Here is a 15,858-nt window from a genome sequence, read left to right on the forward strand (position 1 = left end):
AGCCGGCGCCAACCGCGCATACCCCGGCCGCCGAGACCCCGCAGGCCCCTGCTCGTCCTCGGTCTGCGCCGCGCGGGTGAACTGCGCGACCAGCACATACGCGGCCTCCAACCGCGTCGCACCAGCCCGGTTCTGCGCCAGCGTCGCCGCGCGAGCCGCCTCACTGACCGCCGCCATGTCCAACGCGCCCAGACCCTCAGGGACCGCGAACAACGTCCTCGCCGTCGTCACCAACCCCACCCCCTCGCCGAGCGCCACACCGAATAATGACCACCGCTGTCGAACTATAGTTCGATCATACCGGCGGGCCGCGGGACGCACAAGGGTTCGAATGGAGCAGATCCGCGCGCGCGCTCCGAGCAGATGCACACGTGGGCGAGCGACGACCTCGTCGTCGCCCCCGTCACGTCCCCCTGAAGAGATGCCACGGTCCCGCGCGGGCGACCCCGCGCGACGGCTACGGTGTGCGCCATTTACATAGTGTGCGCCACACACTATGGTGTGAGACATGGACGGCGAGGCAGACGCAGTACAGGGCACCCACCTCCAGGAGATCAGGCGGGGGTCCGTGGTGTTGGCGAGCCTGATCGCGTGCCGGACGCCGAAGTACGGATACGGACTGCTCACCACGCTGGCCGACGTCGGCATCGTCACCGAGGCCAACACCCTCTACCCGCTGCTGCGCCGCCTGGAGGGCCAGGGCCTGCTCACGTCGACCTGGCGTACCGACGACCCCCGGCCCCGCAAGTACTACGAGACCACCGCACTCGGCACCGAGACCGCCGAGCGGCTGCACACCGAATGGCTGGCACTGGGCGCCGGCTACGACGATCTGCGGAAGGCGGATGCGTGATGCCCCGACTCACCGATCGCTACCTCTCCGAGGTGGTCCGCCACCTCCCCGAGGGCCAGCGCGGCGACATCTCGGAGGAGATCGCCGCGACCATCGACGACATGATCGCCGCCGAGCTCGACGCCGGCACCGGCCCCGGCCCCGACGGCCGGATCGATCCCGCCACCGCCGAGCACACGGTCCTGCGTCGCCTGGGCGACCCCGCGCAGCTCGCGCGTCGGTATTCGGGCGTGCGTCAGTACCTCGTCGGGCCCGACGTCTACCCCGTCTGGTCTCGCGTGCTGCGGTGGCTCGTGCCCGTCGTCGGCACGATCGCCGCGGTGGCCGGCGGCATCCTCTACGTCTCCACGACGCCTGTCCCCCAGCTCGGCGACCTCATCGCCCAGCTCGTCACCTCCGTGTCCGCCGCCCTCCTCTGGACCTTCGCGGCGTGGACGCTCGTGGTGGTGATCATCGAGCGGACCACCCCGGAGGGCGCGAGCAACGCACTGGCGCGGACGCCGACCTGGGATCCGAACGATCTCGACCGCCCGGGCAGTGGAACCGACACGCGTGCCGACGCGATCGTCTCGCTCGTGATGCTCGCCCTCCTGTCCGGTGTGCCGTTCATCCCGTCGACGTTCCTCTACATCGGCCACCTCAACGGGGGCGAGCCGCTGATCAACCCGGACATCCCGACCGGCTGGGTCGTGAGCTACCTGGTCCTGATCGGTGTCCTCGCGCTCATCCAGGTGTGGCGCCTGGCGCGGCCGGGACGGTCGCGCGGCCGTCTGGCCCTGGAGATGGTCACCGACATCGTGTTCGGCGTGTTCCTCACCGCCCTCGTTTTGAGCCAGCAGACCGTGCTGCACCCGGACCTCGTCCCCGCGGACGGCGACGGCGGCCCGGCCACCGCCATCCGGTGGGGGCTGGTCGCGGCGATCTGGGTGATCGTGGTGTGGGACCAGGTCGAGACCCTGCGGACGTTCCGGCGGGCCGCAGACCGCTGACGTCGGCCCGGGCCGCCTACCCTCGGAGCATGAACATCCTCACGGTGCGACCCGTCGACGTGGTGATCGAACACCTGTCGTGCCCGCCCATCCCCTCGGTGGATTTGTATGTCGACGGTCGCCGGTTGCTCGACCTAGTCCTGCCCGCCGAGACGGCGGCCCGGCGATCGGCGGGGAACCCCGACGACCCGAACGAGTACCTTCCGATGGCTGTGCACGACGTTCGCGGGCCGCAGCACTATCTGGGATCCCCGGTCGACTACTGGGCGGATCCGGGCGCGACGGCCTTGCTGGGTTGCGATTGCGGCGAGTGGGCTGCCACCCCCTCACCGCCCGGGTCAACGTCGGACACCGAGACGTCGCCTGGTCGGTGTTCCGCAGCGCGACGCACGAGTGGGGTCCGCTGCCGATCGGGCCGTTCCTGTTCGACCGCGCGCAGTACGAAGCCGCATTCACCGCGATCCACTGGGGTCCGGGAACCGGCGGCTGACACTCCGCCGTCTGCGAGCGCCAGCCCCGCGGCGCGTTCGAGCGAGGCGTCGGCATCGCGAACCGAGGCCGACGAGAAGACCCCGCCTCCGGCATCTCTGCCGGTGGCGGGGCCTTCTGCACTTGTGCGCCCGAAGGGACTCGAACCCCTAACCTCTTGATCCGTAGTCAAGTGCTCTATCCATTGAGCTACGGGCGCATATTCATTTTCTTCTGTCGTGCCAGACGTCCGGTCTCCCGGGCTTCCGGCATGGCGGAGGCGAGAGGATTTGAACCTCCGGTCCCCTTTTAGGAGGACAACTCATTAGCAGTGAGTCCCATTCGGCCGCTCTGGCACGCCTCCTGGAGGCTCTGCGAGCCAACGAGGAACTACAGTACACACACGTCCCGCCGGTTCGCAAAACGGCCGGACACCGGCCCGAGAACCGCTGGTCCTACTCTGTAGGTATGGCCCCCGACGTGCGCAGTGACCTCGACGCGATCCCCGCCTACGTGCCCGGTGCGTCCGCGCCCGGCGCCGTGAAGCTCGCGTCCAACGAGACCACCGCCGGCCCGCTGCCGAGCGTGGCCGCGGCGATCGCCGACGCCGCGGCGGCGGCCAACCGGTACCCGGACATCACCTCCCGCGCACTCGTCGAGCGCCTGGCGGACTTCCTGGACGTGGGCGCCGAGAACGTCACCGCCGGCTGCGGCTCGGTGGCCCTGTGCCAGCAGCTGGTCCAGGCGGTGTGCGCCCCGGGCGACGAGGTGATCTTCGGCTGGCGCTCCTTCGAGGCGTACCCGATCATCTCCCGCATCGCCCACGCCGTGCCCGTGTCGATCCCGAACCGCGCCGACGGGTCGTTGGACCTCGACGCGATCGCGGGGGCCGTCACCGACCGGACCCGCCTGATCTTCGTCTGCACCCCCAACAACCCCACGGGGCCGGCCGTTCCGCGCGCGGAACTGCGCGCGTTCCTGGACCGTGTCCCCGAGCGGGTCACGGTGGCGCTGGACGAGGCCTATGTGGAGTACGTGAGGGGCGACGACGACGACAAGGTGGACGGTGTCGCGGAGGTGATGGCCCGTCGCAATGTGGTCTCCTTGCGCACCTTCTCCAAGGCGTACGGGCTCGCCGGCCTGCGCGTCGGCTACCTCGTCGGGCCCGTCGACCTCGTGGTGCCGGTGGCGAAGATGGTCGTACCGTTCTCCGTGAGCTCGCTGGCCCAGTCCGCGGCGATCGCCTGCCTGGAGGCCGGGGACGAACTCCGCGCACGCACCGACGCGGTCGTCGCCGAGCGCTCGCGGGTGCGCGACGCGCTGCTCGACATGGGCCACGCGGTCCCGGACACCCAGGCCAACTTCGTCTGGCTCCCGCTCGCGGAGGCCGCGTCCGACTTCGACGCACACTGCCGCGACCACCGCGTCGTCACTCGGTGCTTCGCCGGCGACGGGGTGCGAGTGACGATCGGCGACCGTGACGAGAACGACCGCTTCCTCGCCGCCGCCCGAGAATTCGTGACCGGAATGTGATGCGTCCGGCGGGGTCCCGTGACCTCGCGGCGGCACGATGGGTCGGGTTTGGATGCGACGCCCCGGTCGTCGCGCCCGTCCCGCGAGAGCCGCGGGTCACGATCCCCCAGGAGTCGGTGTGCAGCTGCGAGGTCCCCGCCGTGAGGCGAGTCCCGCAGCCCCACCCACGCCCGGGTCCCGACGCCCCGCCCTCCGGGCGCTGATCCCCCTCGCCCTCGCGCCCCTCGTGTCCGCGCTGGTCGCCGTACCGGGTGTCGACGCCCGGACCAGCGAGACCGGGCGTCCGTGGAGCCCCGCCGCCGAGACCACGACCGTGCGGGTCCTCGGGATCGGCGAGTTCTCCGGCGCGCTCTCCCGTCCCGTCGGCTTCCAGGGCGAGCTGCGGGACGGCTCCGGGAACGTCCGACCGGCCGGCGGCGGGCCCCACCTCGCCGCCACCATCGGCAAGCTCCGCGCCCAGGCCGAGAACACGCTGTTGCTCGCCACGGGCGACTCGATCGGCGGGACCGCGCCCGAGGCCGCGCTCCTGGGCGACCGTCCGACCGTCGAGTTCTTCAACCGGCTCGGCGTGGACGGGGCCGGCATCGGCCGGCGCGAGCTGGAGAAGAGCGCCGACCACATCCGCTCACTGGTCAAGCCGGGTTGCCTCACGGAGGAGGACTGTCGGGTCGACCCGCCCCTGCCGTCCTTCCGCGGTGCGGCCTTCCCGTTCCTGGCCTCTAACGTGATCCCGTCGCACGACGCGGCCCCGACGTTCCCGTTCGCCATCCACCGCGTCGGCGACGTCCGGGTGGGGGTCGTGGCGGTCACCGCGCCGTCCGAGTCCGTCCCCGAGACCACGACCCGCCTGGCGGACCCCTTCCGGGCGATCGATGAGACCGTCGAGTCGCTGCGGTTCCTCGGCGTCGAGACGATCGTCGCCCTGGTCCAGTCCGATACGGCCCACGGCAACCTCGACCCCGGCTCGTGCCCCGAGGCCCTCACCGACCTCGAACTGGTCGAGGACCTCAACCCGGCCGTCGACGCCCTCATCGTCGGCGCCTCCGGGGGCCCGGCCACGTGCCGCGTCTTCGACTCGGAGAACGACGAGCGGATCGTCGTGGCGCCGGCGTCCCACGGCCGGTCGGTCACGGTCGTCGACCTCGCCGTCGACACCGCCACCGGAGACGTGGTCCGCCCGCAGACCTCGGCGTTCAACCAGACGGTCAACCTGGATATCGAGCCCGACCCCGGGACCGAGGAACTCGTCCGCCAGGCACAGGCCGCCGCGGCGCCCGAGGCCCGCGAGGTCATCGGCACCGCCGACGAGACCATCGGCCGGGCCATGAACGCCGACGGGGAGTCCCCGCTGGCCGACCTCATCGCCGATGCGCAGCTCTCCGCCACCCGCGGCCGGGGCGCGCAGCTCGCCGTGTCCAACCCCGACTCGCTGCGCACCGATCTGCCCGCGGGCCCGCTCGACTACGCCACCCTGCACACCGTGCAGCCCTACGGCGACCGCCTGTACCTGGTCACCGTCACCGGCGAGGAACTCCGCGCCGCCTTCAACCACTTCGCCGACGACATCGGCCGCAACGGCCCTGCGGTGTCGGCCAACGTGCGCTACACCGTCGACGCCGGGCGCCCCGCGGGCGACCGGGTGACGGAGATAGAGGTCGACGACGAGCCGATCGATCCCCGGCGGGAGTACACCGTCGTGGTGAGCGAGTTCCTCTCCTCCCCGGAGTGGGGCGGCTCGGTGTTGGCCGAGCGCGGGGACCGCCGAGAGGCCGGCCTGACGGATCTCGACGCGGTGATCCGCTACGCGACCGACGAGGGCCCGCTGCGGGCGCCCGAGCCCGGCCGCGTCCGCGTGATCGACTGACACCCGAGGTCGCACACCCGATTCAGCGCACTGGGGTAGCCCTGGAGAGCGCCCGGATCAAGCCGTGGTGGCGATCGACGCGCGTCCTCGCGGTCGTGGCCGTCGTGGCGCTCGTGGCCGCGGCCGTCTTCGCCACCCTCTGGGCCACCGACGACTCGGACGAGCAGCTCGCACGGCTACAGGGGCGGCTCGACACCGAGGAGGCGGCCGAGGAGGCGGCCTCCGAGTACGCGATGGCGGTCTCCGCTGTCGACTACGAGGATCTCGACGGATGGCGCGACGCCCTCTCCGAGGGCGTGAGCGATCAGCTCGCCCCCAAGCTCGAGGCGGCCGTCGACGTGGTGGGCCCCTGGCTGACGCGGATGGAGTACACCTCCACCGCACGCCTGCTCGCCGCGGAGGTCTCGGAGACCGACGGGGACACGTTCGTCGTCCAGGTCTTCGTGGACATGACGTCCCGGAGCAAGCAGACCCCGGAGGGCGTCGCGGCGACCGCCACTTACACGGTCACCATGGACCGCGCCTCCGACTGGACGATCACCGACGTCGGCGGGGTCGGCGCGGGCCTGCCCGGAGCCGAGGGTGCCGTCGCGGAGGACGAGGCCGCGACGGGAGGGGACGAACTCCGGGCGGGCGGGCGCTGACACGCCGTGACCCGGCGTGGACGAACTCGGGGACACCCGGAACACCGAAATCCTCCGAAAATTTGTAAGATGGGCTTCACTCTCCGAACTTCCGGCCACACCTCCGCGCTTCGCTGACGTGTCCACATGGAGAAAAAGGATTTCCAGCCTTATTTACTCCTGAGGAAGCGGGCACCATGTCAGGACGAGATCCCAGCAGGCACAGACGGTCGGCCGTGCTCGGCGCGGCCCTGACGGTCGGCTCGCTGTTCCTCGCGGGATGCATGACGACGAGCGCGGCCCCCGCGGTCGAACCGACGTACGCCGGCCCGGTGCGGCTGGACGAGGTGACGGTGCAGCGCTTCGAGTACCCCACCCGCTACCCCGCTCCCGACCCGGAGCTCAACTGGGCCGACCTCTACCTCCCGGCAGGGGACCAGAAGGTCGACTCCATCCCACTGGCCGTGCTCATCCACGGTGGGGCCTGGCACAAGGAGAGCGGGGCGGGCTCGTTCGATCACCTGGCCCGCGATCTCGCCAGCCGCGGGATGGCGGTCTACAACATCGAGTACCGACACATCGGGTCGGGCGGCGGCTGGCCCATCACCTTCCGCGACGTGGCCGACGCGCTCGACCACCTCACCGAGGTCGACAGAAGGTTCCCGCAGATCACCACGGACGACGAGGTGGTGGTGGGCCACGGAGCCGGCGCACAACTCGCCGTCTGGGCCGCGACCCGACACCGGCTCGAGGACGGGGAGGTGGGTTCCAAGCCCAGCTTCCGCCCCACCCGCGCCATCTCGATCGCCGGGCCGCTGGACATGACCTACGGGGCCACCCACGGGGACGGCAGGATCGTCACCGTGCTCGGGGGCACACCCGACGAGGTGTCGAGCCGCTACGCATCGGTGGATCCCATCCAGAACATCGACACGGGGACCCCGGTGATCGCGCTGCACGGCAGGCAGGACGTCACCGTGGCGCCGGAGAACTCCCAGCGCTACGTGGACGAGGTCAATCGTCGGGGTGGCAGGGCCAAGATCGTCATGTTCGAGGACGAGGACCACACCTCGATCGTGTCGGGCAAGTCCCGCTCCTACACGCGAGTCCTCGAGATCATCCGCTACGTCTCGGCGTCCGATCTGCGCGAGACCACCGCCTGACCCGGCCCTCGAGAGCCGGGCCCTGTGCGGAAGTGGAGGGATTAACTAGATAGCACGATCTGTGCTGGTCAGAGGCTATAAACCGTAGCCCCTTGGCGCTAATGTCTGCCCCGTGTCTTATCGGGGTGGGTGCGCTGAGACAAAGCGACCCCCGTAAGCGTTCCAGCGCCTACGAGGGTCTAGACCAGAACAGGTGCATCTGTCATGGCCGTTACGCCTACTCTATCCGCCCGTCGTCGGCGGGTCCATCCCATCGCGGTTGAACTAGTCGCCGTGCTCGTCATCGCCGTCCCCGTGTGGGGGCCTGTTGTCGCTTGGGCGGTCGGAGCATGAACAACGATGTGTTCTCCCTCGCGGATGAAGCCGACCTCACCGCCTGCGACCTGAACCGGTGTGCCGATGTTCTCGCGGACGTTGATCCCGTCATGGCGGACAACCTTCGTCGTGCCGCTGAGCGCCTGCGGGCGTCGTTGAGGGCAGAGGGTCACCACGTCACCGAGGACGCATCGTGAGCGCCCTGGAGGCTCGTGCAACGGTCGTGTCCGCGTTCCTGGCGCGTACCGCCCTCGGGGTGATGCCCCGTGATCCGGCGTTGGGTCTAGCCCTCGCTTTGGCTTCCCGTGACCTCGCAGACGCTCTCGATGTTCCGACCACTGTCACCCTCGCCAATACACTAGGCGAGTCCTCTACGTCAAGTGGGCACACCACTATCGGCAGGGGGACCGCATGACCATCACGCGCCGCCCCCGTGGCCCCTTCTCGCTGACCCGCTTTTAGCCGGTAACAGCCCTCTCCTGATTTGCGCCCCATTCGTGGGTTTGCGCTACCCGCTTGTCAAAAACCGAATAGTACGCGCCACTGTGCCGCAAGTGGGAAAACAATGCGGGCACGATTAACAGTCGTGGCATCCGACCGTTAGAGGGTGACGGTCCCCGCGTGTTCACTACCTTTCACGGGGTGGTGGTCACGTTCGATCTGCGCGGGCAACTCGCTTACATAGAAGGACGGCCCGACGAGTTCAGAGGTAACAGCACTTTCTGTTGCGCACCGCGTGGAATATCCCGGCCCGTGGGAATGCGAGTAATGCCCGTATCCTGTCTATGATCGATGCCTTGGCTCCGGCTGGCTCCGACGAAACTTCGTCACGATTGTTGACCTGTACCACTAGGGTCAACTCTCTCAACCTTCCACCTAACTTCACCAACGAAACAGGGGTGGCGAGGTCACTGGATAGTGTTTCCTGCTGGGCGGTGTGGCCTGTGAGGGCCTGGGAGACGGTTCCTAGGGTCAAGTATGGGCGGGTTGGTTTGCGGCTCTCTGAGTGCTGCCCCAGTCGCCTAGTTGGTCCTCGTCCGGCTCCCACAAGTGTCGCGTTCACGACACTTTTCCCGGCAAGACACTTTAATTGGGCCGTTTGCCCCGATTTCCGGTTCTCGTCGTTCGCCGAGAGGTTGCCCTCCCTGCCGTCGCTCATCGTCAGAAGATGTCGCGTTTGCGCCACCTTTTCCCGGCAAGACACTTTAATTGGGCCGTTTGCAGCGGCATCCCAGGCGCGCAAGTAACGGGCAATGCGATGATTGCTCACGCCCGCCTTCTTGGCAAACGCGCTTATGGTAATTTTTCCATTGGATGTTCGTCCAATGCTCGTTCGCACCGATCTACGGCGGGAACTGTCTCACTCGCGACAGTTGCTCGGGCTTGACTTCGGCGCGTTCGTTCCGATGTTTATTCGCCGTTCGGCAAATTACAACACTTTGGAAGTTCGTCATTCGCCGAGGTTTCCCCTCCCCGCCGTCGCTCATCGTCGGAAACTGGTGCGTTTGCACCAGTTTTCGGGGGCCTCCCGTTCCCCGCTCCGGGCTTGACCCACTTAGCTACGCGGAAGCCGATGCCCAAACCTAATTCGCCCAACAAATGACGAAAGCCGCCCCAGTAACCCATGACGGGCTACCGGGGCGGCATTAACGCTACTGGGGTAAGAATCTGAGGGCCTAGAAAACTCCTACCTATACATTACCCCTCCGGGCCGCTGAAAACGCCCCACAGGCCAACACCGCCAACGGGAAACGGCCCTCTAGGGCTACATATTCGACCACCGCTCCTGAGCCTTCGCCATAATGTCAGCCGGACTCGGATTGTGCCTTGCATTAGCCGCACGTTGCCCACGCTCTGACGCCGACATGCCCGACGACGCCTGCCACCGGAAGCCACCCAGCAGACGATCCAGAAACGCACGCTGCGCCCGAATCTCACCCACAAGCGGATTCATCACATCCTGATTGCGCGACCCACGAACCATCAAACGCCCGTCAGCCTTCTCGGCTTCCCACGCCCGTTCCAAAACATCAATCTCATCGACCGTGGCCCTGTACAGCTCAATACGCCGACGCTCATCCGGATCAAGCGAAAGGTCAGCGACACTCCCGACCCCCAGGCGTTCCACCAAAGCCTCTTTCAACTCTTCTACAGCCCGATCACCGGGCGATTTACGTCTCCGCCCCATCTGGAACCCCTTCCAAAACCATACTGTTTCACTACACTAATAAGCATCCGCGTACCGATAAGCACCGCCTATAACACTCCCGAACGCCCTTGCGCACACCCACACAAACACGTATCGTTGCACGTCAAGCACCATTTCCGCCAAATCAGGCGACACTCCCCTAATGGACATCTCAGGTCTGAACTCCGCATCGTTGCTTTGCCCCATTGACGCCCGAGGGCGGGGGCGGGGCGGGGAGGGGCCAACCCCCCCACCCCGAACACCCATGCGAATAGGGCACCCTAACTTAGGTCAGCCTTAGTCGGTCACGCGCTCGATGCGGTCCGAGTTCTCGAACTGAGTCACGCGGTCGGCGTACGTGTCTGCCGTTGCCGGTGAGAGGCTGAACCCCTGGTACTCATCCCGTCCGAGTCGCCTAAGGGTTTCGGTGGGATTCTTGATCCAATCCGTCAGGAGTCCGCGCGTAATGTCTCGGCGTCGAATGTCTGCCTCGGGGGATCGGAGTTCCCCGCCTTCATTCCAGCGTGACGCCGGGGTGCGCTTAATGACGTTCACTGTGCCCGGATCGACAATGAGGCTGAGTGCTCGTGCTGCCTGTGCTGGCCGCTGTCCCGGTGCTGTGACTGTGCCGACGCCTGTGTAGGTGACGATGGTCCGCGCGTGGGTGTGGAACTCGGTGAGCTGCGCGCCATATCCGCCATTGATTGCGGCTTCTGCGTTAGTGGTTGGGCAATCCTGCGCCGCCTCTGTCAGGGCGTTCAGGTGTGCTTCCACAGCCTTGTACACGCTGGTGGTGTACTCGGCAACGTATGCCTTGAACTGGTGGTCAAGCTGTGCCGTGGCGCTGGAGAGAAGTCCGCCCCGGATTGCGGCCTGGGCTTGCTCTGCTCGTGCGTTGTGTGCAGCACACTGGTCAAGGATTGAGGGCCACTGGCGCGGGTTAGGCGCGGCTGCGAGTTCGTGGGCGACGTTCATGGGCTTGTATTCCATGAGTTCGGCGGCTGCGTCTCGGCGCTTGAGTGTGTCTGCTACCGGCTTGGGATAGTTGGGGCTTGTGCCGAGTGCGGTGTTTGCGGCGTTGAAAGCCTTCTCGATGCTGGTGGTGTGATTGCTCATAATGTCCCTTTCAGGGGTTAGTGACGAATGCGCTGAGAATGGCAAAGCGTCGTGTGTCGTAGTCAAGGTTTGCGGGGGCTGCTTTTGCCCCTGGGTATTGTCCCCGTGTTAATCGGACAAGCGTTCCGGTTGGGGAATGTCGGTTATTGGCGATTATCTCCCGAATAGTCTCGGGGGTCGCTTCTCCGGGATCACAGTAGGTAGCGACCTGTGCCGCTGCCACGCTTAGCCCTGAAACACGTAAGAGTCCGTGGACGTGAGCCGCCCCGGTTATGGGGTCTGCGATTCGGGCTATGTCGTGGTCGTCGGCGGTCTGTAGCCGATCCATTCGGGCTTGTAGGTGTGGCACCCATTCGGCTCGTGCTCGTGGCAGGAACGATTTCCATTCCGGTAGGTCTCCGGGTTTGGGCATGTTTTCGATCCATAGCCCCAACTCTCGATAGACCAGCTTCATGGCGTCATCTATGCGGGCCGGGTACGCGCGGTATGGTGTCACAGAGTCCCTAATAAGTCGTGCTGCGAAATCGTCTCGATAGTCTCGGTGGGGCGCTATATGGGAAGCGCCATTAAGTAGGCTCACACCGACTGACTCTTTTGCGCTTTAGCGAACATTGCGGCTTCGTCAAGGCACTCAGCGAGATTGTCGGTCTCGTCAAGACTCATTAGGTATTCGGTGCCGTTGATTGTTAGGCAGATTCCGCCCCGTGAAGGGCTTACGAACCATCTAGCCGTGGTCGTGGTGATCTTCATTTGTCCTCCAGTTGGTCTGCCAAATCGTGCAACATGTCAGCTATATCCCTCACGCGCTCATTGCCGATGACGAGCCGGTGATGATGGCCTTCTCTGCACCAGTCCAGGCGAGCGTTACCGCGCTTAGTGATTGCCCCTTCAACCTCGGTTGTGCGGTAGATGTTGCGTAGCGCGATTAGGGGTTCGTCTACGCCTGCGTCTACTGCGGATATGGCTATGGCGTTTGCGAGGGTTGCGGCTTCTGCGGGTGTGAGGATGATTGCTGCGTGTTGTCCGTTGCGGTCGCGGGTGGCGATTTCTACGTTGCCGTTTGTGGTGGCTACTCCGGTTGCGGTGATCCGGTTCATTCCCACGTCTCCAAAAGGCGACGGTTTAGGAATATGTTTAGCGCGGTTGCCTGCTCGTGAGTCAAGCGCATTTCTAGTGACTGGTATTTGCCGAAACCGATTAACCGCATTCGCCCGTTACTCACGCTGGCTTTGAAGTGTGTAACGTCTTTGATTGTGGGGCGGTTTGATTCGGTGTGTTCGGGTTCGTCAAGGTCGTTTCGTTTGCCGTCTGGGGCGAGAAATCGGAAGGGATCGTTTGACATGTTGTTGCCTCTCTGCCCCAAGAATGGGCTTGTGTGGTGTCCGTTTTCAGCCAACAGGGGTGCATGACCTCTCCAAGGGGTGCGTAAAGGCCCCCAGGTGGCTCCCTGAGGGCTTTAAATGGTGTGGCCTATAGGTGGGTTAGGGCTTGGCGTTCTAAACGCTTAGAAACGCGATTAGGGTTATCCGCGGTTGTCCAGAATGGCCCCGGCATGACCAGTCAGACCGTCCACGATGACCTCTAGATCGACTAGGAGGGTTAGGGCTTCCCGGTGCTCTGCCCGTGTGGTTCGTCCGTCCCGGTGCATCCGACGTAGGAACTCCCGAAACTCGGAAGCGATTTCGGCTATCTCGTGGGAGTCGCTGTAGACGATGGTGGGGTCAATCTCTGGGGTTCGGATTCGACTCATGCGGTGTTCCTCTCGGGAAGGGGTCGTAATGCTGCGGGGGTTTCGCTCTCGCGCGTTTACAGACTCAAGTGAGGGTGGAAGTAGGGGAAGCCTTTCTCCGCCCGTCAAAAGTGGTGTTCCGTCCCGGCCAGCCCCAACAGGAGTAGGTGCGGTTAGCGTCCACGAGTCCGACTGTTGCCGGGTCTAGGCACTTTCCGTCTCGGCGGTGCCGGTCGAATCCGGTAATGGCTGTGAAGCTCGAATGGCACACGACACAGTGACAGGTTCGGAGCTTGTCCCACCTCCGACCGCACCGGCAGGAATGGGGCATACCGGGATCAAAGTCGTTCACGATGTAACCTTTCAAAATGTGACGAACCGCCACTCGATTTCGGCGGGGGTTTGTGTGATCGGGCTAGAGAGGCCCGTATTGCTGTGTGTGTTTCGCTGTGGCGGCTTTGCAGGACTCCGGCGGGTGTTTGTATGGGTCCAGCGGTTTAGGGGCTTAGAAACAAGCACGCCAAGTAATAAGGGGTGGCCCCGCCCCAAGGGGTAAGAGGGACGGAACCACCCCGGCATAGAAGCGCAGTCAATCGCTGCGCAAGATTATGTGAACTATCCGCGAATATGCTTCTGTGCCACCATAGGGAACTCGTCACCATTCGGTGCCCTGCCCGATGACTGGCATTGAGAGAGGTAAGTCATTAGCGCCTGGGCTAACTCATCATCGGTCGGATGCCCTGACAGAGCACGCGCGGTCCTCTCCTGGGCGGGTGTCAACCACTCGGGGCGCTGATAGGTAATCGGCAACGGTTCATCCTCCACGGTGGGCGTACGTTCGGGCGACTCGGTAACAGGGGCAGGGACAGAAATGGTGTCCCCTACATCTCGCGGAGACTCCCGATACTCCCCCAGCTCGTCATCCCAGTAGTCATCCGGATACGGGAACAGCACATCATCCCTCCCTTCATCCACGGCATTGATGAAAGCGCCGAAGGTGCCATTCCAGTCACTCCGCTTCAAGTCCCCCAGTCGGCAGATGAACTCGGCAACCGCCCACTTCTTGTCAATGCCCAATCTTTCAAGCATATGGTCGTGGGTGTGATTCGGTTGCCAGTCGAGTGGCAGCGGTGTCTCTACTCTGATCCCCGGCTCCGGCGGGGGAGATATCTTTGGAGTAGTTTGGAGTAGTTGATTAGTAGTTGGTCCCTCACTTTTGAGGGGTTCCATCCCTCGGTTCTGAGGGGTTCCATCCCTCACTTCTGAGGGGTTCCCATCTTGCCCTGTATCCGAAACCGAATCCGAACCGTCAACTTCGCGGGGATTCCCCTCGGATTTGGCGGGTAAGGGCGTCCTCTTCGGCGGTGGGGGAATGATCCCCTCCGGGTTCTCAGTAGCCCCAAACGTCAACCTGAAACTGGAGACCTTGCCGAAACTACCTCCCCGGCTGGTCTGCTCCACCCACCCGGATTCCAGCGCCCTCTGTAGGTGCTTCTCCGCTGTGCTGTAGCCGGTTCCCATGATGTGCGATAACTCGTCAACTCCCATGAAGAACGTCAGGGTGGTGTTGTCGGCCCGTGCCGCAAGGGTCACCAGTGTCGCCCGAACTATTGGTTTCGGCCCCATCTTCCCTGAGAACAACAGCGCGTTTCGCCATTTGAGGATCGGCAGCTTGCCGTCAGGCTGATTCGTGGCCATGTAAAGTCTCCTGACTCATGCGGATAAGGTCGCGCAACTCGTCGTCATTGACGAGAATGTATTTCGTGGTGCCCTCCATGCCGATTTTGTGAACTCGGCGGGCGTGCCCTGCTGACCAACGTGTGTCGATGTAGGGGCGGGGCTTGGTCATGGCTTCTCCTGGTGTGTTGGTTTAGCTGGATTCGGTGCCGATGAGTCGGTCAATCTCGGCCCGGGGAATCCTGGTGACCTTCGGGGAGAGCGTTACCGCCTTGATGCGGCCCTCTCGGATCAACTCGCGGACATGAACAGTTGAAATGCGCAGGAGGTCAGCGACCTCGGGGATTGTGTACATATGGAACCTTCCGGGAACGACGAAACCCCCACGGGCGCTATGCCTGCGGGGGTCTCGTATATGGATCGGGCTACTTCGCCCTATTTTTCATCTAAAGACAGTATAGCAAACGCCACTAGATCACCCTGCGGTTCAAAAGGCCGTTTCACTTATCATATACCCTTGGTGGACACTCATTGTCGCTTCCACCTGTCTAAGCCTATCATGGGCGTCATCAAGAGTGACTGTGCGAGGATTGCCGAACCTGCCATATCCTCACACGATCAGTATAAAGCACGGGGTTAACAAGTCTTGTCGCTCCCCTGCCCTAAACCCTTCTCCCTTTCGATTCTACGGCATACCGAAACAGGATCGACCTCGGGAAACTATTCGATTGTCACGTAACTCAGGCTGCGCGTTTGCGCGCCCTCTTAGCCGGGGCTTTCTTTGCCGGTGCCTTCGCCACTGGGACTAGAACCGCCCCATGCGTTAGCCCGACCCACTTCGAGGCCAGCTTCTCCCGTGCCGGATATATCTCCGGGGGAACCTCGCATAAGTGCAGAGGGTCTAAACCCTGTGACACAGCTTCACCCTGTTCCAGCTCACACTGTTCCGGCCACCGTGTTCCGATTTCACTCCGGAATCTCATCCCGGTCCCGAACGTTTGCATTAGCGCCTCCACTGTAGCGATTTAAGGGGTCCAACCAGCCCTACCCATACTTGGGCATAGGAAAAGGCTCAAAGTCGCTTAGAAAGCGATCTAGGCACCAATACGGGGCTTCTGGGCGTCTCGTACGGTGCGGCCCGACACATTGAACAAGTCACCGGCCTCATCAACCGATTCCTTGCGCCGTCCCGTGTCGGGCGAAACCTCCGGCAAAATTTCCGCAGATTCCCGTTGAGGCAAACTTTCCTCAACGGTGTCCCCGGCCCTCGTAATGGGCAATGTGCCCATTAGACTCCGACTTAGTACTTCATCAGGGGAGGACATTTGTCCCCCCCCCCC

The 15,858-nt window shown here is 64.3% G+C and carries 14 protein-coding genes, 2 tRNA genes and 1 pseudogene; 8 read left to right on the forward strand and 9 right to left on the reverse strand.

Annotated features, from left to right (window positions below; genetic code table 11):
- Positions 1–231, reverse strand: a pseudogene (locus G6030_RS16260) (HNH endonuclease); the annotation flags it as partial.
- 277 nt (positions 232–508) lie between these two features.
- On the opposite strand from G6030_RS16260, the gene G6030_RS02295 reads away from it, so the two are divergent.
- The 3 genes from G6030_RS02295 (at position 509) to G6030_RS02305 (ending at position 2,332) form a co-directional block, all read left to right on the forward strand.
- The gene (locus G6030_RS02295; RefSeq protein WP_063972276.1) at positions 509–853 is read left to right on the forward strand and encodes a PadR family transcriptional regulator; all 345 of its coding nucleotides are present in this window, start codon (positions 509–511) and stop codon (positions 851–853) included.
- On the forward strand, positions 853–1,842 hold the full coding sequence (locus G6030_RS02300; RefSeq protein WP_182642075.1) for a hypothetical protein: 990 nt from the start codon (positions 853–855) through the stop codon (positions 1,840–1,842). The genes G6030_RS02295 and G6030_RS02300 overlap by 1 nt, the downstream gene beginning before the upstream one ends.
- A gap of 310 nt (positions 1,843–2,152) precedes the next feature.
- A complete protein-coding gene (locus tag G6030_RS02305; RefSeq protein ID WP_063972278.1) occupies positions 2,153–2,332 on the forward strand; it encodes a hypothetical protein in 180 nt (59 codons plus the stop codon).
- 125 nt (positions 2,333–2,457) lie between these two features.
- Here G6030_RS02305 and G6030_RS02310 read toward each other — a convergent pair.
- Positions 2,458–2,530, reverse strand: a tRNA-Arg gene (locus G6030_RS02310).
- Between the two features lie 52 nt (positions 2,531–2,582).
- Positions 2,583–2,674: transfer RNA gene (locus G6030_RS02315), tRNA-Ser, on the reverse strand.
- Between the two features lie 104 nt (positions 2,675–2,778).
- On the opposite strand from G6030_RS02315, the gene G6030_RS02320 reads away from it, so the two are divergent.
- From G6030_RS02320 to G6030_RS02340, 5 genes are all read left to right on the forward strand, one after another.
- Positions 2,779–3,843 carry a histidinol-phosphate transaminase gene (locus G6030_RS02320; protein WP_063972279.1) on the forward strand — a complete coding sequence of 355 codons (1,065 nt, stop codon included), beginning with the start codon at positions 2,779–2,781 and terminating at the stop codon, positions 3,841–3,843.
- 118 nt (positions 3,844–3,961) lie between these two features.
- Entirely contained in the window at positions 3,962–5,707 is a 1,746-nt protein-coding gene (locus G6030_RS02325; RefSeq protein WP_347238551.1) for a 5'-nucleotidase C-terminal domain-containing protein, read from the forward strand.
- 95 nt (positions 5,708–5,802) lie between these two features.
- Entirely contained in the window at positions 5,803–6,351 is a 549-nt protein-coding gene (locus G6030_RS02330; RefSeq protein WP_182642076.1) for a hypothetical protein, read from the forward strand.
- A gap of 263 nt (positions 6,352–6,614) precedes the next feature.
- The gene (locus tag G6030_RS02335) at positions 6,615–7,493 is read left to right on the forward strand and encodes an alpha/beta fold hydrolase (protein ID WP_241724106.1); all 879 of its coding nucleotides are present in this window, start codon (positions 6,615–6,617) and stop codon (positions 7,491–7,493) included.
- Between the two features lie 329 nt (positions 7,494–7,822).
- The gene (locus G6030_RS02340) at positions 7,823–8,005 is read left to right on the forward strand and encodes a hypothetical protein (protein ID WP_182642077.1); all 183 of its coding nucleotides are present in this window, start codon (positions 7,823–7,825) and stop codon (positions 8,003–8,005) included.
- A gap of 1,568 nt (positions 8,006–9,573) precedes the next feature.
- Here G6030_RS02340 and G6030_RS02345 read toward each other — a convergent pair.
- The 6 genes from G6030_RS02345 to G6030_RS02370 form a co-directional block, all read right to left on the reverse strand.
- Entirely contained in the window at positions 9,574–9,936 is a 363-nt protein-coding gene (locus tag G6030_RS02345) for a hypothetical protein (protein WP_182642078.1), read from the reverse strand.
- A gap of 357 nt (positions 9,937–10,293) precedes the next feature.
- Positions 10,294–11,112 (reverse strand): hypothetical protein, encoded by an 819-nt coding sequence (locus G6030_RS02350; RefSeq protein ID WP_182642079.1) that lies wholly within the window; start codon positions 11,110–11,112, stop codon positions 10,294–10,296.
- Between the two features lie 746 nt (positions 11,113–11,858).
- Positions 11,859–12,209 carry a hypothetical protein gene (locus tag G6030_RS02355; protein WP_182642080.1) on the reverse strand — a complete coding sequence of 117 codons (351 nt, stop codon included), beginning with the start codon at positions 12,207–12,209 and terminating at the stop codon, positions 11,859–11,861.
- A gap of 1,247 nt (positions 12,210–13,456) precedes the next feature.
- Positions 13,457–14,539, reverse strand: a complete 1,083-nt coding sequence (locus tag G6030_RS02360) for a hypothetical protein (protein ID WP_182642081.1) — start codon at positions 14,537–14,539, stop codon at positions 13,457–13,459.
- The gene (locus G6030_RS02365) at positions 14,520–14,690 is read right to left on the reverse strand and encodes a hypothetical protein (RefSeq protein WP_182642082.1); all 171 of its coding nucleotides are present in this window, start codon (positions 14,688–14,690) and stop codon (positions 14,520–14,522) included. Before G6030_RS02365 ends, G6030_RS02360 begins: the two co-directional genes overlap by 20 nt.
- 21 nt (positions 14,691–14,711) lie before the next feature.
- Positions 14,712–14,873, reverse strand: a complete 162-nt coding sequence (locus G6030_RS02370) for a helix-turn-helix domain-containing protein (RefSeq protein ID WP_182642083.1) — start codon at positions 14,871–14,873, stop codon at positions 14,712–14,714.
- Between the last annotated feature and the right edge of the window lie 985 nt (positions 14,874–15,858).

The sequence above is a fragment of the Dietzia sp. E1 genome, from assembly GCF_014145015.1.
Taxonomy (GTDB): Bacteria; Actinomycetota; Actinomycetes; order Mycobacteriales; family Mycobacteriaceae; genus Dietzia; species Dietzia cinnamea_A.